We start from the raw sequence: 25,155 nt of genomic DNA on the forward strand, positions 1-25,155 counted from the left end.
TTCTCTCTGATAATTTTTTTTCGGACCATTCTGCCCAAGGGCTCACTCAATTAAGGTAATTATTATGTCTAATAAAATGACTGGTTTAGTTAAATGGTTCAATCCTGAAAAAGGTTTTGGGTTTATCACCCCTAAAGATGGCAGTAAAGATGTGTTTGTACACTTCTCTGCTATCCAGAGCAATGATTTCAAGACACTGAATGAGAATCAGGAAGTAGAATTTAGTGTTGAACAGGGACCTAAAGGCCCCTCAGCAGTTAATGTCGTGGCTGTATAAGGGTACTGTTATTACTAACAATATTCACTTCAGATGCCCGTGTTGTCACGGATCTCAGTACAGAACGTCAAGCTTTGATGTTACTGAAAAAAATCCTTTCGGAGCAAAATGTATTTTTTGCAAATCAACAATGATAACATTTGATAATGTTGCACTATACATTCGTTCTAGTCAGACTTCGTTAGATTTTAGAAAATAAATTTCAGGCTCCTTATGGAGCCTTTTTTGTATGCTTAACCGTTCATTTATGTAAGAACCATCACGGTATAATTATGAAAAAAGTAATTGTTTTTTTTAACTCCGAACCAGCAGTAGTTGTATCCGTAATGAAGGGTATTACAACGATAATGCGTGAGTTTCCTAATGGGGAAAAAGCTCATCTACCCGTGATGTCTGCGGGATTTCCATCTCTGACAGGAGACCATAAAATAGTTTATGTAGCCTCCGATCGTGATGTCAGTTCCGAAGAGATTCTCGAAGCAGCATCGAAGCTTTTGAAATGATATCTGATGGTTTCGTTATCGACCCAGATTTCAGCTCAGCGGTTTGTGTGGTTTGTGAGCTATTATTGTATGAGGATTGTACTGCAACCTCTTGATTATTGGGTCTTTCCATTCTATCTTTTAAGCATGTCAGCGCTTTTAAAAGTGCTCCATGGGGAATGTAACATGCCTTGCGTGGATATGTTAGAGATCAAGAGAGGTAAACAATGAACGTTGAAGATTTAAAAAGAAAAACTGAAGCGGATATTTCTGAATTCATTACGAAAAAAATTATTGAACTCAAAAAAAAGACAGGAAAAGAAGTTTCCGACATCCAGTTTACTGCCCGTGAAAAAATGACTGGGCTTGAAAGCTATGATATTAAAATTACATTAATTTAATAGTTATAAGACTCAATTCGAGTGAAAAAGCATTACCTTTCAAGGTAATGCTTTTTTATTTCTGTCATAAAATTAAGAACGTTGTCAAAGCCTTCGCTTCTATGAATAGATTTTCTGCCTTCCTTTTAACGGGGCCTTCTGGCGAGCTCGGCTGTAACGGGCGACAATCGCAGAGGCTCTTTCTATTTATGAAAAAATTCAGCTAACGACCGTTTCCGTTTTCTTTCCTCATACTAAAAAATTTGTATCTAATAAACAGGATTATACCGATGCCAGCACGCGCTAAACGCCCATGCCGACACAAAGGGTGTGCGGCAATCACCAATGATGTCAGCGGATATTGTGACCAACACCGACAGCAGCATGCTGGTGACGGCTGGCGGAGTTATCAGGCAGGAAAGAGCAGACAAGAACGTGGTTATGGGCGGTCCTGGGAAATCATACGGGAGCGTATCCTACAGCGTGATCAATTCCTGTGTCAGAACCATCGCCGGCAGAAGATAGCGAAGAAAGCGACCAGCGTTGACCACATAATCCCAAAAGCTCATGGCGGTACTGATGACGATTCCAACCTTGAGTCGTTGTGCTGGGAATGCCACAGAGCAAAGACAGCAAGAGAACGTATTCGATGATAATATTCACTGCTGTAATGCATAAGAACAGTTTCTACATTCATGCAGATACCCGGAAGGAATTTTGGGTGTTTTTAAGTAAAACACTGGGATGGGGCAAATTTGAGTTAATTCGCCCCTCTGACGAGTTTAGCCCTACTGGAGGGTTGTTTGAATTAGTCGAAGTGCGTTCGGCAGATTCAGAACCCCCTGAGTCAGTAACTGTAGGGTCAAATGTTTTATGGCGTCTCCCGGAAGCTCTCGGAGTTTTGAAATCAATCCCTTCTTCTGATCTTCAGATATATTTGCGACACGGATTATATCCTCAAGGGCAACAATCGTGTCATTGTGTAACCGAACGGTTTGAACCTTAAGGATCGCACTTAAGCCGCCATCATCAAGAAGAAAATCAATTCCTTTCTCTGTAATGTTGCAGTATGGGGCGTTGAAAATAAAATCAACGCCAGCCATGGTTTCGCTGCGTACGAAGGGTGTAGAAACAAGACTATGCATTTCAAGATATAGCATGCACGCCACAAAGTGATCATAGTTATCAAACTTCTCAATGAGGTCTCGCTCCTGTGCCTTGTTTAAAGAGTTGGGAGCACAATCTATAAGAGCGTTGAGGATCTCAAGTTGTAAGGCTCTATCATATTTTCTAGTTTTATCCATTTCTTAGACTCCATCGTTTATTTATTGAGATTAACTGAAGACACTATGCTGAACATCCTGATGGATGACCAGTATCTGCTTTTGCATGCTTTCTTGCTGTCATCTTCAAGGGGGAGGGGGGATCAAATCCCTGCCCCCTTTCGCGCTTCAGGACTGCCGCCTGAAGGCCATTTTTGCACGTCATAAATAAGGATCTTTTTTCCGGTAGGTTTCACCTATTAAAAGAGGAGTTATGGCTGGTGGAATTCGATCGTCTGGAGGGGGGAGAAAACCCATCTTACCCACCGGGCAAAAAAGTAAATTAACCCGAATTGCACCTCCTGCAGAGTTAATGGGGGAGGCTGCTATAAGAATGTGGAAGACCCAGAGCAAAATCCTGATCGAAAGAGGCGTATTTGAACTTGAAGATGCCCCCTTACTTTTAGCCTACTGCAATGCCTTCCATCTCATGCTTGAAGCTGAAAAATTACTGGCTTCAGGGCTGACAACTGAAAGTGAAATGGGAGGATTAAAAAAACATCCTGCAGTTAACGTCCGAAATGATTCAGTTTCCCAGATTGCCCGTCTGGGCTCACTTCTGGGGTTAGATCCGCTCAGCCGTATCAGAATGACCAGTGGCAGAAATGCTCCTGACGATGACGGGAATGAATTTGATGAGTTTGACTGATGGCTACATATCCGAACGTCAATGCAGCGAACCAGTATGCAAGAGACGTTGTTGGCGGGAAGATCCTTGCTTGTCAGTTAACTGTGCTTGCCTGTCAACGGCACCTTGATGATTTGGAACGTGCGAAGGATCCTGCCTGGCCTTACCGGTTTGATAAAAACAAGGCCGAGCGATTTTTGCGCTTTGCTCAGAAGATGCCTCATACGGCTGGTGAATGGGCCAGGAAGAAACTACGCATAGAATTTGAGCCCTGGCAAAAGTTTGCTCTTGGTGTGCCATTTGGTTGGGTTAATAAGAAGTCCGGATTCCGCCGTTTTTCTGAAATATATATTGAGGTTCCCAGGAAAAATGGGAAGTCTGCAATTGCAGCTGCCGTTGGTAATTATATGTTTTGCGCTGATGGAGAACATGGTGCAGAAGTGTACTGTGGCGCCACTACAGAAAAACAGGCCTGGAAAGTCTTCTCTCCCGCTTTACAAATGGTAAAAAAACTCCCTGCATTGCGACAAAAATACTCAGTCAAACCCTGGGCAAAGAAAATGACCCGTCCGGATGGCTCTGTTTTTGCGCCAGTCATCGGCGATCCTGGTGACGGCGATTCCCCTTCATGTGCAATTATTGATGAATATCACGAGCACCAAACAGATACTCTTTATACGACTATGACAACAGGAATGGGGGCAAGGGAACAACCTATCACTCTGATCATTACAACTGCGGGTTATGACATTACTTCTCCGTGTTATGAGAAACGTGCTCAGGTGGTGGAAATTCTACGCCGGAATCGGGTGGGAGAAGAAAACGAAACGATTTTCGGTATTATTTACGGTCTTGATGATGATGACGACTGGACAAAACCTGAAGCATTAATCAAAGCAAATCCAAACTTTGGCATTTCCGTAAAAGAACACTTCCTGCGCGCAAAGCAATTGCTTGGAATATCTAACCCCAGCCAGACGAACAAAATTCTTACCAAGCATTTTAACCGGTGGGTAAGTGCCAAGACGGTTTTCTATGATCTGCAAAAATGGATGGCTGCAGCGGACAATAGTCTCAAGTTGTCTGATTTCGCCGATGAAGATTGCTGGTTGGGGATAGATCTTGCGTCCAAGGTTGACCTGAATGCGGTCGTACCAGTATTCAGACGGGAAGTGGATGGTATTACGCATTTCTACTGTGTAAGTCCGATGTTCTGGGTGCCTGAAGATACGGTTTACTCACCAGATCCCACATTGAAAACCACTTCTGACCGCTATCAGTCATTTGTTAAACAAGAGGTTCTGATACCGACAGAAGGTGCGGAAGTGGACTATCGGCTTATTTTTGAGTCAATCCTTCAATTACGTCAGCGTGTAAAAATCGTTCAGTGTCCTATTGATCCTTACGGTGCAACATCATTACGACACATGCTTGAAGAGGAGGGGCTGGAGCCAGTTGAGATCAGGCAAAACTTCACCAACATGAGTGACCCTATGCGTGAAATTGAGGCCGCGCTGGCATCAGGACGTTTTCATCATGACGGCAACCCTATCATGAACTGGTGCATCCAGAATGTTATTGGGCGTTATTTGCCTGGAAGCGATGATATTGTCCGCCCCGGCAAGGAGGGGAAGCAAAACAAAATTGATGGTGCTGTAGGATTACTTATGGGGATCGGACGGGCCATGCAGAACAGTACAGTAAGTAAATCGGCTTATGATGAGGAAGATATTACATGTTAATCACAGTCCTGAGTTTTATTCTCGGCCTCGTTGGAGTCGGCTTATTGTCGACCGGTGCCTGGCTTATTTCACCCTCCGTCGGCTTTATTACTGGCGGTTTGATTTGTCTGCTGTGGTCGTTTTTAATTGCGAGATCCTTATCTACAGGATTTCACAAACCAGGGGGTGAGTAATGTTTATCCCCCAGATGTTTCGGGGTAAATCGCGATCAGGAAGTGGATTCTGGGAAACCATGCTGGGAGGAGTGAGTTCGAGTCAGAGTAAGGCTGGGATAATCATAACTCCTGAAACTGCGATGGCATTATCAGCTGTTCGGGCATGTGTAACTCTTCTGGCTGAATCTGTAGCGCAACTGCCGTGTGAGCTTTACAGACGAGGTGCTAACGGAGCCCGTAAGCGAGCTACTGACCACCCCGTTTATGATCTTGTACATTCCCAGCCTAATAAAAAGGACACCTCTTTCGAGTATTTTGAGCAACAACAGGGCTTGTTAGGGCTGGAGGGCAATTGTTACTCGATTATCGACAGGGACGGGAAAGGTTTCCCGAGGGAATTAATCCCGGTTAATCCCCAAAAAGTCATCGTCCTGAAAGGGCCAGACGGGATGCCCTATTATGAACTCCCCGAAATTGGCGAAACGTTGCCAATGCGCATGATTCATCATGTGAAAGTATTTTCGCTCGACGGTTATATCGGCAGTTCTCCAATCCAGACAAATGCGGATGTACTTGGGTTAAACCTGGCTGTGGAGGAACATGCTGCTCAGGTTTTTCGTCGAGGTACGACGATGAGCGGTGTTATTGAGCGTCCAAAAGAAGCTGCGACAATCAAAAACCAGGATGCAATAGACAGACTGCTGGCAAAGTGGACGGACAGGTATTCCGGCGTCAGGAACGCATTCTCTGTTGCATTGCTTCAGGAAGGGATGAGCTACAAACAGCTATCTCAGGATAATGAGAAAGCGCAGCTGTTACAGTCCCGTCAATGGGGCGTGGAGGAAGTGTGCCGGCTCTATAAAATCCCGCCTCATATGGTGCAGATGCTGGCGAAAGCCACAAATAACAACATTGAGCACCAGGGGCTGCAGTTTGTGATGTACACGCTGTTGGCCTGGCTGAAGCGTCATGAAGGCGCATTAATGCGCGATCTGCTTTTACCCAGCGAGCGCGGTGATCTGTACATTGAATTCAATGTTTCTGGCCCGCTGCGCGGGGATCAGAAGTCACGCTATGAATCTTATGCCTTAGGCCGCCAGTGGGGCTGGTTATCGGTTAACGACATTCGCCGCATGGAGAACCTTCCACCTATCGCCGGAGGGGATAAATACCTGACGCCTCTGAATATGGTCGACAGTAAACAAATCTTACCTGGCAATAACGAGCCAACAGCTAAACAACTGGCAGAAATCGAAACTATTCTGGCCAGAGCCTGATTATCCCCCGCGCTGCGGGCTGACCTGGTATATTCTCATGACAACAAAATTAATTAATCTGCCGCATCTGGCAGAGATGGTCTTTGGCGTTCCTCATTACGCTACACAACAGACGATGGACGCCGTGAAGGCGGTATTGCTTCCCCGTATTCAGGGAACTGTGACGGATCCGGTCATTACGATGGCGCTAAATCCGGATGATTCGCCATCCCCGGAAGAGCTTCAGCCAGCCAGTGGTATTGCTGTGATACCTGTTCACGGGATACTGGTCCCCCGGCGAGGGCAAATTACAGCGATGTGTACCGAACTGACAAGCTATGAGCGAATCCGCAGCCAGCTGCATTCGGCATTAAATGACCCATCCATCAGTGAAATCGTTTTGGATATTAATTCCGGCGGCGGTTTAGCATCTGGGTGCAAAGAGCTGGCTGATTATATTTATCAGTCGCGAGAAACGAAACCGATCACCGCTATTGTGAACTTTAATGCCTTCTCTGCCGCGTATTTTATCGCGTCGGCCTGCAGCAAGATTGTCGCCAGTCAGACCAGTGGCGTTGGCTCTATCGGGGTGATCATGGAGCACCTTGATACGTCAAAGCTGGAAGAGATCATGGGCGTAAAATTTACTGCACTCTACCGGGGAGATAACAAGAATAATGGCACGTCACATGCCGCGTTGAGTGAATCGGCTCTGACGATGTTCAACAAAATGCTCGACGATATGTACGAGACATTTATCTCCTCTGTTGCTGAGTACCGTGGCCTTAAACAGCAGTCCGTAATCGATACCCAGGCGGGACTTTACTTCGGCGCTGATGCCATTTCTGCTGGTCTTGCTGATGAAGTTTCGGATCCTCAGTCCGCGATTAATGCCATTGCGGCAAAGTACAAACAACCTCAACAAACCACTTCCATAAAGTTGCAGGCAGCCGCGATGGACCTGCAAACCAGAATGTAACCCGGCGCTAACGCGTCATTACCAGAAAGCAGCCAACAGGCTGCTTTTTTTATGCCAAAAAGAGAGAAAAAACATGGATCATATTGAAGAATTGCGTCGTGAACGTGCGGGTATTAATCAGAAGGTTCAGGTACTGGCGGCAGTAGAAACTGGTGGCGGTACGCTGACAGCGGAGCAGTTAACCGAATTTGCCAGCCTGCAGCAGCAGTTCACGGATATCAGCGCCAAGATTGAGCGTCTGGAAGCGGCTGAACGTGCTGCAGCGCTTGTCGCCAAACCGGTTAAAGCCACACAGCAGGCTCCTGGTATCAGCATTAAGGCAGAGCCAAAGCAATATACCGGCGCAGGCATGACCCGTCTGGTGATGTCGATTGCGGCAGCACAGGGTAACGTTCAGGACGCTGCAAAATTTGCAGCTGAAGAACTGAATGACCAGTCTGTCTCGATGGCCATCAACACTGCCGCCGCGTCAGGTGGCGTTCTTATTCCGCAAAACCTGCACAGCGAGGTGATCGAACTGCTGCGCGATCGCACTATCGTTCGTAAGCTGGGCGCGCGCTCCATTCCGCTGCCGAACGGCAATATGGCGCTGCCGCGTCTGGCCGGTGGTGCGACGGCGAGCTACACCGGGGAAGGCAAGGATGCGAAAGTATCAGAAGCCCGCTTTGATGATGTGAAACTCACTGCGAAAACCATGATTGCGATGGTGCCAATCTCCAACCAGCTGATTGGTCGTGCTGGCTACAACGTAGAGCAGCTGGTCCTGCAGGATATTCTGACCGCGATTTCTGTTCGTGAAGATAAAGCCTTTATGCGCGATGACGGTACTGGTGATACGCCTGTCGGTATGAAAGCGCGGGCAACTGAGTGGAACCGCCTGCTGCCGTGGGAAGCTGCTGCAGAGGTTAATCTGCAGACGATTGATACCTATCTCGACAGCATCATCCTGATGGCTATGGACGGTAACAGCAACATGATCAGCTGCGGCTGGGGTATGTCGAACCGTACCTACATGAAACTGTTCGGTCTGCGCGACGGTAATGGTAACAAGGTCTACCCGGAAATGGCGCAGGGGATCCTGAAGGGATTTCAGATTCAGCGTACCAGCGCTATCCCGGCAAACCTCGGTGACGCAGGCAAAGAGTCGGAAATTTACTTCGCTGACTTTAATGATGTGGTTATCGGTGAAGACGGCAACATGAAGGTGTCGTTCTCGCAGGAAGCCTCCTACCAGGACGGGGATGGCAATCTGGTTTCCGCGTTCTCCCGTAACCAGTCGTTGATCCGCGTGGTGACGGAGCACGATATCGGCTTCCGTCATCCGGAAGGTCTTGTTCTCGGGACAAAAGTGCTGTTTTAACCGGTCCTGCACGCTGTGCGACCACGGTCGCACAGCGTAAAAGCACGTAATTCCCCAGGCCCGCAGCAGCGGGGTTTTTCTTTTCAGGAGCAAAACGATGACGACGAAAGCGGCAAAAGCAGCGGCAGCGGCGGCTGCATCCGGTGATGTGAAAAAGCCGGATGAACTGACGCCGGAAAATACAGTGGACGGGGATGGTGGTCAGAATACTGCAGCGGGTTCAGGTGATACAGGTGTTGATCTGACCGGAAGTGAAACAAACGGGGCCACGGGCCTGACGGGAGCAGAAGTGGCGCGGAAAGCGGTTTTTTTCCTGGGACCCTATCATCGTTATTCACGCGGTGATACGGCCTGTTTTGATGCTGAGTACGCAGAGAAACTGGTTGAACGCCATGTTGCGGTATGGCCAGAAGATGCGGAAAAGGCGCTGAGTCCCCGCAAGGGAGCCGATGACCATGATACTGACATTGGATGATGTGAAAACCCAGCTCCGTCTGGAGCCGGATTTCACGGAGCATGACGACATGCTCACTAAAATGGTGGCGGCAGCGCAGAAGAGTATTGAGCGTGACTACTACTGCAAACTGGTGGGAAGCGATGACGAACTGCAGGCGCTGCCGGAAGGGGTACGCGGTTTTGTGGCGGATGAAGATATCCAGCTGGCCATGCAGTATCTGGTCGGGGATGCGTATCTGAATGGTTTCACTGGTCAGTGGCTGGAGACGGCTGCGGTCCGGCACCTTCTTTTCCCGTTGCAGGAGAACACGGTATGAGCCTGAAGCCGGAAGAAATGACCTGCCGTCTTTCGATTGGGTATATGCAATCCGGCCGGGGGCCGCTGGGTGAACATCTGCCGGAACAACTGGTCGCGACCGGGAAAGCCTGGGCGAAGCGCGAGCTGGTATCGGGCAGAAAGGTCCGCACACTGGATCAACAGCAGGTTGTTGAAACGTGTCTTTTTACCACTCATCCGAACCTGAATATTGATATCGACTGGAAAATAACGACGTCTGACCGGGTTTATACCGTTCGTAACGTCGAACGTCTTGCGGACCGCATCATCATCACAGGGGAGGCAGACGCACGTCATGATCGAGCTGGCATTAAAGACAGCACTTGAACGCCTGAGCGGGCTGGATGTTTATCCTCTGCTCCTGCCTGATGAGCTGCAGGAGGGGATTACTTACCAGTGTATTTCCGATCCGGAGCTGTACGCCGGACTGTTGCGCACAGGTCTGATTGCGGGCCGCTTCCAGATAGCGATTCATCTGCTTAATGACTACACCCGCCTGTTACAGCTGGATAAGAAAATCAGCGCGGAATGGACCGCTATCGTGCATGGCCAGCTGGAGGGTTTTCCCGTGCAGAATGTGGTCCGTGGTGGAATACAGCAGAGTAAAACGGTGCTGACCAGCGGCAATATTCAGTACCGGCTCGTGCGGGATTTTACCTTTCACTACCGGGACGCCTCACCATGATCACTATGGACGTAAAAGGGCTGGACGAACTGGAGCGGCAGCTTACTGCGCTCGGTGAAAAGGTCGGCACGAAGGTGTTACGTGATGCAGGGCGTGAGGCGCTGAAAGTGGTGGAAGAAGACATGAAGCAACATGCCGGCTTCGACGAGGCGTCCTCTGCAGAGCATATGCGTGATTCCATCAAAATTCGCTCTTCCACCCGGAAAGGTCGCGGAAATACGGTGGTAATCCTTCGGGTTGGCCCCAGCAAAAAGCATTACATGAAAGCGCTGGCCCAGGAGTTCGGGACGGTTAAACAGGTTGCCGATCCGTTCATCCGTCCGGCACTGGATTACAACGTCCAGAAGGTTCTGCGCATTCTGACCGTAGAAATCCGCAATGGCATTCAGAACAGGTAGCAACCGCTGCCCACTATTTAAGAGAGAATCATTATGGCTGATGAAAATAACACGCCAAAATCATCCCCTGAGTACGCAATGCTTCCTGCCGGGACGGTGGTGAAGTTTGGCGAAGTAAACGCCGCCGTGGCGGCACTCAAACCCCTGATTAACTGTAAGGCGCTGGGCGCGACAGGTCAGACGGGAGGATTTGTCGACTGTACCACCCTGCTGGACAAGAGTAAGCAGTCAATATCCGACCTTCCGGAAGGGCCGGAGAAATCGCTGGGATTCATTGACGACCCGGGAAACGAGGATTTCACCGCGTTCCTCAATGCTGCAGAGCAGCGTAAGACCGTTCAGTTTTATATTGAGCTGCCGAACAAACGAACGGCCTCAATGATCCTCGCGCTTTCAGGCTGGCAGATGAACGAAATCACAGCGCCTGCCAGTGAAGTTATCCAGATTACAGTGCAGGGTAAGCAAAACAACATTAAATGGGGGATCGCCGCCCCGGCGCCAGATGCCGGAGCGTAATCCGTTTCCCGTAACACACCGCCTCCGGGCGTTTTTTTTCGTCTGAAAAACAGGATACACCATGTCTGAATTTAGCCTCTCCGCACTGAAAAATGCACTGCTCAAAACGAAATCCACGCCTACTGAAACTGAAATTTTAGGCACAAAGGTTTACCTGCGTCGGCTGACGGCGGCTGAGCTTATTGATCATGAAGATGCACTCATCGAGGCGCAGGCCTCTGGCAATGCCCGCATGGCGTCTGAGCTGAGCGTACAGATTGTTATCGACAGTCTGGTTCAACCTGACGGCTCGCCGATTAAAGCCAAAGACAAACCCACGGCGAAGGAGCTGCTGGCGGCACACGATAACGTTGTGCTTCTGGATGCCATCGACAAAGTGAAAAAGCACGCCATCGGTAAGCTGGAAACCGCCGAAAAAAACTGAGTGACTCGCCCTGGTTGGAGCTGATTTTCTGGCTGGCCGACCGCTGGGGCGAGCCTGACCCGTCAAAAATTGCGGCGCTTCCGGCTGACACGCTTTTCCACTGGCGTGCTTTCTTCCTCAAACAGGGCATTTTCAAAAAGCCTTCGCCAGAAGGTTCTGACAATAACCCGCCCCCTGTTAAATCCACCACCGCCGCTGTGAATCCGAGTCTGGATGCGCAGTGTGCGGCAGTCATGAAGGTATTAATGTAATGGGTGACGTTGCCTCTCTTGCCGTTGGGCTGCATCTGAATGCAGCGAACTTTAAATCGCAGCTGATGAGCGCCTACGGCAGCGCTGAGAGTCAGTCACGCCAGTTTAACCGCAATGCCCGGGCTGATGCGAAAAAGACGGAGGATGCCTATAAGCGTGTTTCTGCTTCGGTATCAGGGCTGGCTGGCAGGCTGGCAGGTTTTGCCGGGGCGGGGTTATCGCTGGGCACCATTATCAGCACCACGCGGCAGTACAGCCAGTCGTTGTCGGATTTGCAGGCTATCACCGGTGCCACCAGTGCGCAGATGAAACTGTACGATCAGGCGGCGCAGGAAATGGGCCGCTCAACGGAATACAGCGCATCACAGGCCGCCGAGGCCATTAAACTGATGGCTTCGGCAAAGCCTGAACTGCTGAGTACCTCTGCGGGGCTGACAGCGGCGACCAAAAGCGCGTTAACGCTGGCCCAGGCGGCAGGGACGACGCTTCCGGATGCCACCCGAACGCTGGCCCTGTCATTAAACCAGTTTGGGGCGGGAGCCAGTGAAGCGGACCTGTATATCAACGTGCTGGCTGCTGGCGCGAAATTTGGCTCATCGGAGATAGCCGATACTGCTGCCGCGATTAAAAATGGCGGGGTAGCAGCGGCACAGGCTGGCGTGGGTTTTGAAACCCTCAATGCCGCCATACAGGTACTGGCAGAGCGCGAAGTGAAAGGTGGCGAAGCCGGGACCGCGCTGCGTAACGTGATCCTGAATCTGGAGAAGGGAACCGATAAGACCCTGAAGCCTTCTGTTGTCGGGCTGAGCCAGGCGCTGGAGAACCTGGCGGGAAAAAACCTGTCAACCAGGCAGGCCGTGAAGCTGTTCGGGGTGGAAAACCTCAGCGCGGCATCTATCCTGGTTCAGAACCGCGAGAAGGTGGAGTCGCTGACTGCCGCCCTGACCGGTACGCAGACCGCGCATGAGCAGGCCGAAATCAGGGTAAATAACCTGAACGGCGATCTTCTCAGCCTGACTTCTGCTTTTGAAGGTCTGATTATTAAGGTAGGACAGAGCGGAAACGGCCCGCTGCGCAGTGGTGTTCAGACCGTTACCGATGCCATTAATGGCCTGACGGATAATTTTAATACGGTCGCCAACGTTGCGCTGTATACACTGATTCCTGTTCTGGCGACAAAACTGACGGCAGGTATCAGGGGGAACATCGGTGCCTGGGTTGAGCAGCAGCAGGCAGTCAGGGCCAGCGCGATGGCGCAGGCCGATATGGCGCGAAAAACGCTGGAAAGTACCGCCGCTACGCTGGCACAGAATAACGCAGAATTCGGGCGTTATCGGGAAATGGAGAAAAGCGCCAGACAATTTGGCCTTAACGTGAGTTACCAGAGCGAGTTTAACCGCTTAATCCGCCAGGAAACCGAGCAGACACTGCTTTCCACCCAGGCAAAGAGCCAGCTGAATGCCGCCAATAAACAGCTTTCCGTTTCAGCCCGCGCGGCCTCTGCAGCAGTAGGTATGGCCAGAGGGGCGCTGGCACTGGTGGGCGGTCCAGTGGGCGCAGCGATGCTGGCCGGTTCGGCGTTGCTCTATTTCCATAATCAGGCGAAAAATGCCCGTCAGTCAGCGATTGACCTGAAAAATGCTGTTGTTGAAACGAATGAAGAGCTAAAAAAACTGTCGCTTAACCAGCTCAACGTGAAGCAGTTGGACATTGATGAACAGTTTGAGAATCAGGTTATTCAGCGAAATAAACTGATTAAAGAAATTCAGGATGCGGAAAGCCGTATTGATGGATTGAGTGGCTTCGATCCGTTCGGACAACTTAAAGGCGTACAGAACGATAAAACCCGCTACAAAGGGGATCTGGATGCCGTTGAGCAGGGGTTAAAACTCCTCAAAGAACGGCAAAAAATTGTCAAAGAGGCCATAGAATACGCTAAATCAGGGAAAACCGATCCCACACCGAAGCCGGATAAACCAGGGAATGAAACAGGGAGTGATAAACCTGATACCCCCTGGACTGGGGAAGGCGGGGATACTGGTAAGGGGCAAAAGTCGAAGGTTAACCAGTATGAGCAACTGCGGCGTGAAATCGAAGCGGCGCATGCCTCCAGTCTCGGACGTATCAACCTGCAGGAGCAGGAAAGCGCCAGAAAACTTCTTGAAGCCGCCCGCGCTGACGGAGCCAGCGAGGCTGATATTCAGAAGACGCTGCTGCTGAATGCTGAAAACTATCAGAAACAGCGCCTCGAACTGGCAGAACAGTATGCGCCAGCCAGAGCAACTCTTACGAAAGAGCGCGAAGCGAGCCAGGAGCTGAAGTCGCTCCTGGATGCCCGTCTTCTGGATGAAAAGGAATACCAGACGGCCAGAATCACGCTGGCACAAAGTACGGCCCGCGAACTGTTACAGGCACAGGCAGCGGCAATGTCTGCCCCTCTGATTGATATCGCCGGGACGGTTGATCCGCTGGCAGAACTGCGCAATCAACTGGCCGAGCGTCAGTCACTGCTGCAGGCGTTTTACCAGAATGATGCAATCAACAAAGAGCAGTACGAACTGCTGAAGCAAAAGGCGGATAAAGATTCCGCTGATGCGCAGTACCAGACGGCGGTGGAGCTGTATAAGTCGCAGGGAAACCTGAACAGCCTCGCTATTGGCATGTTAGAGACCACCCAGGAGCGTTCCACCAACATGCTGACCGGCATGCTGGTAAACACCCAATCACTCCGGGACGGGATGAGTGGGTTATTTTCCTCCCTGACTCAGTCGGTGATTAAAAACCTTGTCGATATGGCAACGCAGGCGCTGATTACCAACACCATCCTGAAATCCATTATGGGCATCGGCGGCAGTCTTTTTGGCGGCGCAGCCAGCGCGAGTACCGGCACGGCCATCAGCAGTTTTGGCAGCAGTTTTAGTTTTAACGAGAAAGGCGGTGTTTATGATTCACCTTCATTAAGTGCCTACAGTAACGGCATCTATGACAGCCCGACCCTGTTTGCTTTTGCAAAGGGGGCAGGCGTGTTTGGTGAAGCAGGTCCGGAAGCCATTATGCCTCTGGCAAAAACGACTGACGGTACACTGGGTGTCAGGGCGCTGGGTGACCCGGGTTCCTCTGGTGGTGGTATGAATGGTGGGATTGTTTATTCACCTGAGTATCACATTACCATTCAGAATGACGGGCAAAACGGGCAGATAGGGCCGCAGGCATCGCAGATGCTGGTCAAAATGGTCGACACGCGTGTCATGAGTATCCTGAGAACTCAGGGCCGCGATGGCGGCATGCTGGCGGGAGGATAAGTGAAAACCTTTCATTGGGCACCCAGGGAGGGGATGCAGTCTTCTGTTTCCCCTTCGGTGACAACCATTAAATTTGGGGATGGCTATGAGCAACGTCGCCCGACCGGACTTAACCATCAGTTAATTAATTTCCAGCCTGTTTTCCGTATCACGTCGGTCAATTCCCGCACCGCACTTGAAGCGTTTCTGACCGAGCACGGAGGATATAAAGCCTTTTTGTGGCGACCGCCAAAATACAACCGCACGATTAAAGTTGTCTGCCGGGAATGGTCTGTTACGGACAACGTCACGTATTCTGATTTCAGCTGTAAATTTGAGCAGGTCATTGCTTAAGGATCCTTATGCAGGATATACCTCTGAACACCCTCAACGAAACCACGAAAACCGAGCAGTCGGCCCGCATTGATTTGTGGGAAATCGACCTGACGGCCTTTGGTGGCCAGCGTTACTATTTTTCAAATGAAGCGAACGAGAAGGGCGAGCCGGTCACCTGGCAGGGCCGGAAGTATGACGTTTACCCGATACAGGGAACCGGATTCGACCTGGTGGGGAAAGGAACTTCCGCCCGCCCGACGCTGGCAGTGTCGAACCTGTTTGGCATGGTTACGGGACTTGCGGCAGATATGCAGAGCCTCGTCGGGGCCACGGTGGTAAGGCATGTTGTATACGCCCGTTTTCTCGATGCGGTGAACTTTACAGGCGGCAACCCGGAGGCCGATCCGGAACAGGAAGTGGTCAGTCGCTGGAAGGTAGAACAGTTATCCGAACTGAAAGCCACCACGGCGACGTTTGTGCTGGCCACACCGACCGAAACGGACGGTAGCGTGTTTCCGGCGCGGATCATGCTGGCTGATGTCTGCAGCTGGACCTACCGTTCTGATGAGTGTGGCTATGCCGGTCCGCCTGTGGCGGACGAGTTTGACAAGCCCACGACAGACCCGGAAAAAGATGCCTGCAGCAAATGCCGTACTGGCTGCGAGCTGCGTAATAACCTGCCGCGCATCGGCTGTTTCCTCTCCATTAACCGTCTTTCCTGATGGATATACCCATGAAAAAAACACTCCTGGCGCATGCTGCTGCGTGTGCGCCCGCTGAATCGTGCGGCTGGGTGGTGAACACGTCTGCCGGGGAGCGGTATTTTCCCTGCCAGAATTTTTCCGCTGAATCGACCCTGTATTTCCGCATGGATCCGGCAGATTACCTTCAGGCGCAGGCGGCGGGCGATGTGGTGGCCCTGGTCCACAGCCATCCCGATGGCCTGCCGTTTCTCAGCGATGTTGATCGCCGCCTGCAGGTGCAGAGTGGCCTGCCGTGGTGGCTGGTCTGCGATGACCGGATATACAAATTTCGCTGCGTGCCATTCCTCACCGGGCGGGCTTTTGAGCATGGTGTGACGGACTGTTACACCCTGTTCCGCGATGCGTACCATCTGGCGGGGATTGAGATGCCGGATTTTGCGCGGGGGGAGGACTGGTGGAAGCAGGGAGATAATCTCTATCTGGATAATCTGGAGGCGACCGGTTTTTACCGCGTGAATGCCGCAGAGGTACAGCCCGGAGACATCCTGATTTGCTGTTTTGGTTCATCGGTTGCCAACCATGCCGCAATTTATTGTGGCGACGGCGAACTGTTGCACCATATTCCTGAACAGCTCAGTAAACGCGAGAGGTATACCGACAAATGGCAACGCCGCACACACTCGATATGGCGACACCGGGCATGGCACGAATCTGCCTTCACGGGGATTTACAACGATTTGGCCGCCGCTTCAGCCTCAGTATAAAAACGGGGGCCGAGGCCATTTACGCGCTGGCCATGCAGATACCGGGCTTCCGGCAGAAAATGAATGATGGCTGGTATCAGATACGCATCGCCGGTCAGGATGTGGATGAAACCAGCGTGTCAGCCCGTCTGCATGAGTCACTGCCGGACGGGGCCATTATTCATATTGTACCGCGTATGGCAGGGGCTGGAAAAGGTGGTCTGTTCCAGGTTGTGCTGGGTGCCGTGGCAATCGGCGCATCCTTTTTAACTGGCGGGGCAACTCTTGCTCTTTGGGGTAGCGCATTATCTGCCGGTGCTATTTCGGCATCCTCGGTCCTTTTTTCTATGGGGGTAGCCATGATGCTGGGCGGTGTGGCGCAGATGCTGACACCCCAGGCAAAAATACCCTCCTCCCGGCAGACCGACAACGGCAGACAGAACACCTATTTTTCGTCACTGGACAACATGGTGGCGCAGGGTAATGCCCTGCCGGTGTTATACGGTGAAATGCTGGTCGGTTCCCGCACGATCTCCCAGGAAATCAGCACACGGGATGAAGGTGGCGGGGGACAGGTGGTGATCATCGGTCGCTGACTTACTGCAGCATATTTGTATTTACATAGAACCGCCTCCGGGCGGTTTTGTCGTTTCAGAGGGAACAGATTATGGGTAAGGGTGGTGGCAGCAGTAAAACGCCGCATGAGGCTCCTGACGACCTGAAATCCAGTCAGATGCTGACGGTAGTTGATGCCATCTGCGAGGGACCGATTGAAGGTCCTGTGGACGGGCTAAAGAGTGTCAGAATTAACAAAACGCCGGTCCTCGACAGCGAAGGTAACGCGATGGTTCACGGTGTCACCGTGGTTTACCGCGTGGGGGAGGATGAGCAGACCGCGATGGAGGGGTTCGAAGACTCCGGTGCGGAAACCCTGCTGAGTGTGGAGGTGAAGAAGTCAGAGCCAGTGACCCGCACCATTACCACCAAAACGCTGGACCGTCTGCGCTTTACCTTTGGTGTGCAGTCGCTGGTCAGCACCAGTACCAAAGGTGACCGCAACCCGACCAGCGTACAGATGCTGATCCAGTTTCGCCGGGATGGCCAGTGGCAGGTGGAGCGGGATATCACCATTACGGGGAAAACGACCACGCAGTTTCTGGCATCTGTGGTGATTGATGATTTACCGCCCCGGCCGTTTGAAGTCCGCATGCTTCGCCTCACTGATGACAGCACGACAGACCTGCTGCAGAACAAAACGGTGTGGTCGGGCTATACCGAAATCATCGATGTGAAACAGTGCTACCCGAACACCGCCGTTATCGGGGTAAAAGTGGATGCGGAGCAGTTTGGCAGCCAGCAGGTCACGCGAAACTATCACCTGCGCGGGCGTATTGTGCCGGTGCCGTCGAATTACGATCCGTTAAAACGTACATATACCGGGATATGGGACGGTACTTTCAAACCGGCATATACGAACAATCCGGCCTGGTGTGTGCTGGATATGCTGACTCACCCGCGCTATGGCATGGGAAGCCGCATTGGTGTTGCCGATGTGGACAAGTGGGCGCTGTATGCCATTGCACAGTACTGCGATCAGCCTGTTCCTGACGGTTTCGGCGGGACGGAGCCGCGTATCACCTGCAATGCGTATCTGACGGACCAGCGCAAAGCGTGGGACGTGCTGGGGGACTTCTGTTCCCTGATGCGCTGTATGCCGGTCTGGAACGGCAGCACCCTGACGTTTGTGCAGGACCGGCCCGCCGATAAAGTCTGGACCTATACGCAGAGTAATGTGTTGATGCCCGCTGATGGTGCGCCGTTCATCTACAGCTTCAGCGCACTGAAAGAGCGCCACAATGCCGCCGAGGTCCGTTACACCGACCCGAACAACGGCTGGGAAACATCCACCGAACTGGTGGAAAACGACGCTGCCATCCGTCGCTACGGTCGCAACGTTCTGAAGATGGATGCGTTCGCCTGTACCAGCCGTGGGCAGGCGCACCGCGCAGGACTGTGGGCCATCACCAGCGAATTGCTGGAAACGCAGACGGTGGATTTTTCCGTAGGGGCTGAGGGGCTGCGACATGTTCCTGGCGATATCATTGAGGTCTGCGACAGTGATTATGCTGGCGTGACCGTGGGCGGACGCATTCTGTCGGTCGACAGCCTGACGCGCACGCTCACGCTGGACCGTGAGGTGGAGATACCGGCAGGCGGCAATGTGGTGCTGAACCTGGTGGGCAGCAATGGCCAGCCTGTTACCGTCGCAGTTACCGCACATCCGGCTCCGGACCGCGTGAGCGTCAGCCAGTTACCCGATGGCGTGGCGGAGTACAGCGTGTGGGGGCTGAAACTGCCGGACCTGCGCCAGCGGCTGTTTCGCTGTGTGGCCATACGGGAAAACGATGACGGCACGTATGCTATTACTGCCGTACAGCATGTTCCGGAGAAAGAAGCCATCGTGGATAACGGGGCGACGTTTGATCCGTTACCGGACACCGGTATCACGAATACGCCGCCTGCCGTGCAGCACCTGACCACAGAGATTCTGGCAGAGGAGGGGCAGTATCAGGCGCGGGCGCGATGGGATACCCCGCGTGTGGTGAAGGGGGTGAACTTTTCCCTGCGCCTGACGGTGAAAGCGGAAGATAACAGCGACCGTCTGGCCAGCAGCCTGACCCTGACCGAAACGGAGCATACTTTCCGTAACCTGACGCCGGGACGTTACACCCTGACGGTACGGGCGGTGAACAGCCAGGGCCAGCAGGGTGACCCTGCCAGCACGGATTTCAGCATCGCCGCGCCCGCAGTACCGTCTTATGTTGAGCTGACCCCCGGCTATTTCCAGATAACCGCCACCCCGTGCCAGGCAGTATATGACCCCACGGTGCAGTATGAATTCTGGTTTACAGATACGCAGATTGCCGATATCCGCCAGGTGGAAACCGATGCGCGTTATCTCGGCACCGCGCTGTACTGGATTGCAGCAAACGCGAATATTAAACCCGGCAAGGATTATTACTTCTATATCCGGGCCGTGAACCAGGTCGGAAAATCGGCGTTCGTGGAGGCTAAAGGGCAGGCCAGCAACGATGCGGCGGGTTATCTGGATTTCTTCAAAGGGAAAATCACCGAAAGCCACCTGGGTAAAGAGCTGCTGGAGAAGGTGGAGCTGACGGAAGACAACGCCAGCCGGCTGGATCAGTTTTCGGAAGAATGGCAGGACGCGAACGGCAAATGGAATGCCATGTGGGGTGTGAAGATAGAGCAGACCAAAGACGGGAAGCACTATGTGGCTGGTCTGGGCCTGAGCATGGAAGACACGGAAGAAGGGAAGGTAAGCCAGTTCCTGGTGGCCGCTGACCGTATCGCGTTTATCAATCCGGCGAATGGCAATGAAACTCCCGCCTTCGTGATGCAGGGTGACCAGATATTTATGAACGAGGTGTTCCTCAAGTATCTGACGGCTCCCACTATCACCAGCGGCGGGAACTGACGGAAAACTGACTGCCCGTAATGCGGATATCAGCGGCCATATTAGTGCGAATTCTGGTGCTCTCAACAATGTGACGATTGAGGAAAACTGCACCATAAAGGGGACGCTCCGGGCCGAGCGTATTCTTGGGGATATTGTTAAGGCAGCGGGCAGGGAGTTTCCTTACTTCATAACCAGTAACGGTGAAAAACGGTACGCCAACGGGACACTGACAGTCGTGATTGAAGATGACCAGTCTTTTGACCGACAGGTTTCCATTCCTGGGATTACCTTTCAGGGTGCAGCGTATGACAGCCAGACCAGTAATGACGTATGGGATGACTGTACGCTGACTGTCAGGAAAAACGGGGTGGAGATATACAAGCAGACAAGCAGAGGTGTACCGGCCGTTTTTACGCGAACACTGGATATGCCTGCCGGGAGCGGACGGATGACGCTGAGTTTCAGCGTCAGTACACACGGTAACAGCAGCGGCTATCCATTTTCCCGAATCAGTGACCTGCTGGTTATTGTGACGAAAAAGTCATCAGCCGGGATAACAATAAGTTAATGACAGAAACCGCCTCCGGGCGGTTTTTTTATGGAGGTACTATGCCGGTACTCATATCAGGCATTCTCAGAGATGGTGCGGGAAACCCCGTACAGGACTGCACTATTCAACTGAGTGCTAAGCAAACCAGCGCGACTGTTGTTGTGGAGGTGACTTCATCCACTCCTACAGGCACTGACGGTCACTACAGCATTGATGCTGAGCCGGGTTATTACAGTGTGTCACTGTTGCGGGAAGGTTTTCCTCCCGTACTTGCTGGCGACATTTACGTGGCCCCGACCGATTCGCCGGATACCCTGAATGCGTTTCTCGATGCACCAAAGGATGCAGACCTGCGTCCGGAGGTGATGAAACGCTTTGAGGAAATGGTAAACCGCACAGCAGCTCTGTACCAGGAGGTAGAGAAGGATCGGGAACGCGCCGAACAGGCCGCACAGTCAGCAGAGCAGAGTAAAGACGCGACAGCGTTGTCTGCAACGGCTGCGGCAGAGTCACAGCGCCTGGCGGCGCTCTCTGCCGATGCTGCTGATGAGTCTGCCCTATCTGCCACAGACTCTGCCCGGCAGACAGCACAGGACGTTCTGGCCAGCGGTGCAGATGCGGACAGTGCGGCAAAGTCTGCACAGACAGCGACGGAACAGGCCGGAGTGGCAAAAACTTCCGCTGATACCGCACAGAAAGCGCAGCAGGAGGCAGGTACTTCGGCACAGTCTGCAGCTGGAAGTGCCAAAAGTGCCGCCTCGTCAGCACAAACAGCGGGTGAGCACGCGGGCAATGCAGCTGCATCTGAAACCTCAGCGCGTGAAAGCGCCCTCACGGCTACACAGGCTGCAGAACAGGGTAATAACAGCGCAGCAGCTGCAGCACTAAGTGAACAGCATGCCAGGGAATCCAGCGACAAGGCCGCTAAATCAGAGACTGCGGCATCAGCCAGTGCAGAATCGGCATCTTCAAGTGGAGCGTCAGCCCTGCAGTCAGCCAAAACGGCTGAGAACCATAAAAATGAAGCCGCTGAGAGCGCCACCAGAGCCGAACAGGCCAGAGATGATGCCCTGACGCTGCGCGATGAAGCTCAGGAAAATGCCCTGAATGCCCGGAACAGCGCACAGGCTGCTGCTGCCAGTGAGAAAGAAAGTGGACAGGCAAGGGATGAAGCACAGCTTCTTGCTGAACAGGCCAGAAGTGCAGCGTCAAAAGCCGCCGCTGATACCATTAAAGAGATACAGGAAAGTGAAGACCTCAGTGGTCCGCCAGGTCCGCAGGGGCCTGCAGGTGCAAAAGGTGAAAAGGGTGACAAGGGAGACACCGGGTTAACGGGGGCAACAGGACCAATTGGTCCAGCTGGTCCGCAGGGACCTGCCGGTGCAAAAGGCGAAAAGGGTGACAAGGGAGACACCGGGCTAACGGGGGCTACAGGACCAACAGGCCCTGCAGGTCCGCAGGGACCGGCAGGGGCAAAAGGGGAAAAGGGGGACAAAGGAGATACCGGGCTAACGGGGGCTACAGGACCAACAGGCCCTGCAGGTCCGCAGGGACCGGCAGGTGCAAAAGGTGAAAAGGGTGACAAAGGAGATACCGGGCTAACGGGGGCTACAGGACCAACAGGCCCTGCAGGTCCGCAGGGACCGGCAGGCGCAAAAGGGGATAAGGGAGACAAAGGGGATACCGGGTTAACTGGACCGCAAGGGCCGCAAGGGCCGCAAGGGCCGCAGGGACCAGCAGGTGCACCAGCGGGTGCTCTTCATGCTGTAGGTACGTTTGCGCTGGCATTGATGGAACCATCCAGAAGTCCTTTGAATCCCGGTGTAAATTTTGCAGGGAGTAGCTTACGGGCGTGTGGAATTCTAGCTAACAGCAATCGTGAAGCATCATTTTGTATCTGGGGTCCTAACCAGACATACACTTTGCCGGGTACATGGCGTTCGTGTGGGGTTATAACCACTTCATCGGATGGTATATCTGGGTATAATTTTCAATATTATGCCGGTCTTTTTCAGCGAATTTCATAGCAGGAGATTGTATGAATATTGAGGACATTCAGGCTCCTGAGTGGGCGAATAAAGAACATACAGCGATTAACTGCAGGGTTAAATTTGCAGAGTTTGATGAGTTTCTGCCTTTCACAGCATGTCAGAATGATTTTGAGGAGCATGGACGCCGTATCTACAGCGAGCTTGAATCAGGAAAGTATGGACCTGTAGCCCCTTTTATTATGACTGACAAGATGGTGGAGGATTTACGAAATCAGAAACTGACTGAAATCAGCAACTGGCGGGACGTTCAGGAAAACGCCAACATTATTTTTGAATTTGATGGTCAGCGATGGGATGGAGGCAAAGCATCGCAGGAGCGTCTTGCGCCCGTGGTTATGGCTGGCAGTGCAGGTCAGTTACCGGAAGGATTCTTCTGGACGGATGCGGATAACCACGATGTTCCGGTGAATTTTGAGTTCCTGCAACAGCTGGAGGCAGCGATGCTGCAGGCAATGGTAATGCACGGCTTCAGAGTTCACGAGCGGCAGAGGCAGATGAAATCGGAGGTAGCGTTACTTACAGATGTTAATACCATTGCTGGATATCCAGTTGGCTGGAGTGAGAGGAAGTAATGTGCTGGTTCACCTTTCTAAATGTCTAAATTGTATTAGCTCAGATTTGACCTGACACAGCTATGGCACAGACCTGAACCTAATGTGACAGGCAGGTCTGTGCCAGTAGCGAACATAGCAAACTGCTCAGCATGTTAATACTTGAAGGTGGTTCATAACCACGAAAAACATACTTAAGTTTGGCTTGGGGTATCAGTAAAGTTTACAGTTGCTAATTATGGTTATTGGCAAGCAATCGGAGAATAACAGTGGCACGCCGAATTGAGCTACAGGGAATAGCTAATGCTCTTAATAAGAGCTTTGTTAGTCGTAACAACGACTTTAGGGGATACTGGGCTATTGGCCAGTTAAAGTTATTCGCTATCTATAACAATCTAACCACAATGCAGTTTTTTCTTACCCCACCAGAGGCCGACTCCTACTTTGGCCTGCGACATTATATTGTACGTCACTACGCCGACATACTCAGTCACTTGTTAAGAAAGCAACAAATTCCTGACATTTGGGTGAGCGGGGCTAGCATTACGATCGACTTTAACGTAAATCCTAAACGCTCTCAGTTGCATGAACGCTCAGCCTCAGGTGAGCCTTTCCAGTGCTGTTGTCGGATAATTGATGACACTGGCCGCAGTTACTCCTCAATCATTTATGGTAAGTGCAAACCACACTCTACTGCGAAAGAAATGAAATCGACTCGAAAATTCACAATGTAAATAATCAGATGAACGTCCGTTTCTCGCTCAAAGCAGACCTTCAGCTCGTTCGCTTCATCAGGAGCGGATGCAACAAGGTTGGAGACCGCTTTTTGCTCCGCTGTAAATCACACACTGTCACCAAGTAAAATGCAAATGTGTAGTCAAGTAACACGCGATTGAGCAGAAAATCCTTTGTGAGTGGCATCCTTGCCGATTGATTACACTTCTGGCAAGGCATTACGGAGCTCGTTGAAAAACATCCTCATTTTTTCGCTCTCGGTTGAATGGTGTGCTCGCCTGTGATCATTGGGACAAAGTACAACAAGATTAGCCAGTGTATCGGGACCATCTTCGCTCAAAGGCTGAATATGATGCACTTCAGCAAAGAGTGTACCTTTGAGCGTCAGAAATCCCGGTTGGCCGCAATACTCACAAATCCCACGGCTTCTTTTTAACGCCTTCAGTCGCAACCCACTGCTCCTGCGGACTTCTTCTGAATCTTCTACACTGCTGTCATCACGAAAATCACCATGCTGGTCTTCGTAGTGAGTGACATTACCCCGGGTCAGGATTAATGTGCCGGTCAGATCGTCGTAGGCCGCAGACCACCGCTCTGTATCAAGAATGCGCTTGTTCGTATTGCGTACCTTCAACAGCACGTGTACCGGCAATCTCCGACGAATAATCTCCTTATAAATGTCATCGGTTCCCTTCCCCTTCCTGTCTCGGCCCCGAGCCCGGTAGCTGGTCATGTATGTCTCTTCCGGACCGGTCGATATCCGGATATTATCGGTCCATACATTAACCACTGCGATATCACCTTCAAGCCAAGCCCAGCGTTGGTTGTGGTTGGGCGAATTAGCATGTGGCCAGTCATCTAATGACATGCCAGCCATTATCAACAGGTCATAAATCCGTAAGTTTCTTTTCGGAACAGGTAAACTCATCATTGATTCAATTTCTTTAGTTGGTTAATAGATTACTCCGACAATTTTTATTTCTCAGAAAATCGGAAAGTTAACATCACTAAAACGGGTTATTGGTTGGGCTGCATTTCAGATATATTTAAGATAAGACAAACAGACAGAGTGTTTTTT

At 51.7% G+C, this 25,155-nt stretch carries 28 protein-coding genes and 1 pseudogene; 27 read left to right on the top strand and 2 right to left on the bottom strand.

Annotated features, from left to right (window positions below; translation table 11 throughout):
- Positions 1–64 precede the first annotated feature (64 nt).
- The 5 genes from cspG (at position 65) to FDX09_RS10195 (ending at position 1,792) form a co-directional block, all read left to right on the top strand.
- Positions 65–277 carry a cold shock protein CspG gene (gene cspG / locus FDX09_RS10175; protein ID WP_003841958.1) on the top strand — a complete coding sequence of 71 codons (213 nt, stop codon included), beginning with the start codon at positions 65–67 and terminating at the stop codon, positions 275–277.
- 10 nt (positions 278–287) lie between these two features.
- A complete protein-coding gene (locus FDX09_RS10180; protein WP_072144007.1) occupies positions 288–476 on the top strand; it encodes a cold-shock protein in 189 nt (62 codons plus the stop codon).
- A gap of 73 nt (positions 477–549) precedes the next feature.
- Positions 550–780 (top strand): hypothetical protein, encoded by a 231-nt coding sequence (locus FDX09_RS10185; RefSeq protein ID WP_032941334.1) that lies wholly within the window; start codon positions 550–552, stop codon positions 778–780.
- 206 nt (positions 781–986) lie between these two features.
- The gene (locus FDX09_RS10190) at positions 987–1,160 is read left to right on the top strand and encodes an addiction module toxin, GnsA/GnsB family (RefSeq protein WP_003841960.1); all 174 of its coding nucleotides are present in this window, start codon (positions 987–989) and stop codon (positions 1,158–1,160) included.
- A gap of 269 nt (positions 1,161–1,429) precedes the next feature.
- Complete coding sequence (locus FDX09_RS10195) at positions 1,430–1,792, top strand: HNH endonuclease signature motif containing protein (protein ID WP_003841963.1); 363 nt, start codon at positions 1,430–1,432, stop codon at positions 1,790–1,792.
- A gap of 135 nt (positions 1,793–1,927) precedes the next feature.
- Here the strand turns inward: FDX09_RS10195 and FDX09_RS10200 are convergent, their stop codons facing one another.
- Positions 1,928–2,443: a hypothetical protein gene (locus FDX09_RS10200; RefSeq protein WP_003841965.1), complete on the bottom strand. Its 516-nt coding sequence runs from the start codon at positions 2,441–2,443 to the stop codon at positions 1,928–1,930.
- Positions 2,444–2,675: 232 nt separating this feature from the next.
- On the opposite strand from FDX09_RS10200, the gene FDX09_RS10205 reads away from it, so the two are divergent.
- The 22 genes and pseudogenes from FDX09_RS10205 (at position 2,676) to FDX09_RS10310 (ending at position 23,363) form a co-directional block, all read left to right on the top strand.
- Positions 2,676–3,110 carry a phage terminase small subunit P27 family gene (locus FDX09_RS10205; protein WP_038641346.1) on the top strand — a complete coding sequence of 145 codons (435 nt, stop codon included), beginning with the start codon at positions 2,676–2,678 and terminating at the stop codon, positions 3,108–3,110.
- Positions 3,110–4,831 (top strand): terminase TerL endonuclease subunit, encoded by a 1,722-nt coding sequence (locus FDX09_RS10210; protein ID WP_137347146.1) that lies wholly within the window; start codon positions 3,110–3,112, stop codon positions 4,829–4,831. Before FDX09_RS10205 ends, FDX09_RS10210 begins: the two co-directional genes overlap by 1 nt.
- Positions 4,825–5,004 (top strand): hypothetical protein, encoded by a 180-nt coding sequence (locus FDX09_RS23890; RefSeq protein ID WP_038641343.1) that lies wholly within the window; start codon positions 4,825–4,827, stop codon positions 5,002–5,004. The genes FDX09_RS10210 and FDX09_RS23890 overlap by 7 nt, the downstream gene beginning before the upstream one ends.
- Entirely contained in the window at positions 5,004–6,263 is a 1,260-nt protein-coding gene (locus FDX09_RS10220; RefSeq protein WP_137347147.1) for a phage portal protein, read from the top strand. The genes FDX09_RS23890 and FDX09_RS10220 overlap by 1 nt, the downstream gene beginning before the upstream one ends.
- Before the next feature lie 37 nt (positions 6,264–6,300).
- Positions 6,301–7,221 carry a S49 family peptidase gene (locus FDX09_RS10225; RefSeq protein WP_038641339.1) on the top strand — a complete coding sequence of 307 codons (921 nt, stop codon included), beginning with the start codon at positions 6,301–6,303 and terminating at the stop codon, positions 7,219–7,221.
- 73 nt (positions 7,222–7,294) lie between these two features.
- The gene (locus FDX09_RS10230) at positions 7,295–8,581 is read left to right on the top strand and encodes a phage major capsid protein (protein ID WP_042309013.1); all 1,287 of its coding nucleotides are present in this window, start codon (positions 7,295–7,297) and stop codon (positions 8,579–8,581) included.
- A gap of 97 nt (positions 8,582–8,678) precedes the next feature.
- Positions 8,679–9,056, top strand: coding sequence for a hypothetical protein (locus FDX09_RS10235; RefSeq protein WP_137347148.1), 378 nt, complete (start codon positions 8,679–8,681; stop codon positions 9,054–9,056).
- Entirely contained in the window at positions 9,037–9,354 is a 318-nt protein-coding gene (locus FDX09_RS10240) for a head-tail connector protein (protein ID WP_003832371.1), read from the top strand. Before FDX09_RS10235 ends, FDX09_RS10240 begins: the two co-directional genes overlap by 20 nt.
- Positions 9,351–9,701, top strand: a complete 351-nt coding sequence (locus tag FDX09_RS10245; RefSeq protein WP_003832373.1) for a phage head closure protein — start codon at positions 9,351–9,353, stop codon at positions 9,699–9,701. Before FDX09_RS10240 ends, FDX09_RS10245 begins: the two co-directional genes overlap by 4 nt.
- Entirely contained in the window at positions 9,670–10,059 is a 390-nt protein-coding gene (locus FDX09_RS10250; RefSeq protein ID WP_038641335.1) for a hypothetical protein, read from the top strand. Before FDX09_RS10245 ends, FDX09_RS10250 begins: the two co-directional genes overlap by 32 nt.
- Positions 10,056–10,457: an HK97-gp10 family putative phage morphogenesis protein gene (locus FDX09_RS10255; RefSeq protein ID WP_038641333.1), complete on the top strand. Its 402-nt coding sequence runs from the start codon at positions 10,056–10,058 to the stop codon at positions 10,455–10,457. The genes FDX09_RS10250 and FDX09_RS10255 overlap by 4 nt, the downstream gene beginning before the upstream one ends.
- A gap of 33 nt (positions 10,458–10,490) precedes the next feature.
- Complete coding sequence (locus FDX09_RS10260) at positions 10,491–10,973, top strand: major tail shaft subunit (RefSeq protein ID WP_038641331.1); 483 nt, start codon at positions 10,491–10,493, stop codon at positions 10,971–10,973.
- A 61-nt stretch (positions 10,974–11,034) separates the two neighbouring features.
- A complete protein-coding gene (locus tag FDX09_RS10265) occupies positions 11,035–11,397 on the top strand; it encodes a phage tail protein (protein ID WP_038641329.1) in 363 nt (120 codons plus the stop codon).
- Positions 11,398–11,411: 14 nt separating this feature from the next.
- On the top strand, positions 11,412–11,648 hold the full coding sequence (locus tag FDX09_RS10270) for a hypothetical protein (RefSeq protein WP_230592241.1): 237 nt from the start codon (positions 11,412–11,414) through the stop codon (positions 11,646–11,648).
- Entirely contained in the window at positions 11,648–14,950 is a 3,303-nt protein-coding gene (locus FDX09_RS10275) for a phage tail tape measure protein (protein WP_137347149.1), read from the top strand. Before FDX09_RS10270 ends, FDX09_RS10275 begins: the two co-directional genes overlap by 1 nt.
- Positions 14,951–15,283, top strand: coding sequence for a phage tail protein (locus tag FDX09_RS10280; protein ID WP_038641327.1), 333 nt, complete (start codon positions 14,951–14,953; stop codon positions 15,281–15,283).
- Between the two features lie 8 nt (positions 15,284–15,291).
- Positions 15,292–15,987: a phage minor tail protein L gene (locus FDX09_RS10285; RefSeq protein ID WP_038641325.1), complete on the top strand. Its 696-nt coding sequence runs from the start codon at positions 15,292–15,294 to the stop codon at positions 15,985–15,987.
- 11 nt (positions 15,988–15,998) lie between these two features.
- On the top strand, positions 15,999–16,733 hold the full coding sequence (locus FDX09_RS10290) for a C40 family peptidase (protein WP_137347150.1): 735 nt from the start codon (positions 15,999–16,001) through the stop codon (positions 16,731–16,733).
- A complete protein-coding gene (locus tag FDX09_RS10295) occupies positions 16,631–17,308 on the top strand; it encodes a tail assembly protein (RefSeq protein WP_137347151.1) in 678 nt (225 codons plus the stop codon). Before FDX09_RS10290 ends, FDX09_RS10295 begins: the two co-directional genes overlap by 103 nt.
- 71 nt (positions 17,309–17,379) lie before the next feature.
- Positions 17,380–20,758, top strand: a pseudogene (locus FDX09_RS10300) (host specificity protein J).
- Between the two features lie 41 nt (positions 20,759–20,799).
- Positions 20,800–22,767, top strand: coding sequence for a prophage tail fiber N-terminal domain-containing protein (locus tag FDX09_RS24015; RefSeq protein WP_283204999.1), 1,968 nt, complete (start codon positions 20,800–20,802; stop codon positions 22,765–22,767).
- Between the two features lie 11 nt (positions 22,768–22,778).
- Positions 22,779–23,363 carry a DUF4376 domain-containing protein gene (locus FDX09_RS10310; RefSeq protein WP_038641321.1) on the top strand — a complete coding sequence of 195 codons (585 nt, stop codon included), beginning with the start codon at positions 22,779–22,781 and terminating at the stop codon, positions 23,361–23,363.
- Positions 23,364–24,276: 913 nt separating this feature from the next.
- Here the strand turns inward: FDX09_RS10310 and FDX09_RS10315 are convergent.
- Positions 24,277–25,008 (bottom strand): HNH endonuclease signature motif containing protein, encoded by a 732-nt coding sequence (locus FDX09_RS10315; protein ID WP_038641319.1) that lies wholly within the window; start codon positions 25,006–25,008, stop codon positions 24,277–24,279.
- Positions 25,009–25,155: the final 147 nt, after the last annotated feature.

The organism is Citrobacter sp. wls717 (assembly GCF_005280955.1).
GTDB lineage: Bacteria > Pseudomonadota > Gammaproteobacteria > Enterobacterales > Enterobacteriaceae > Citrobacter > Citrobacter werkmanii.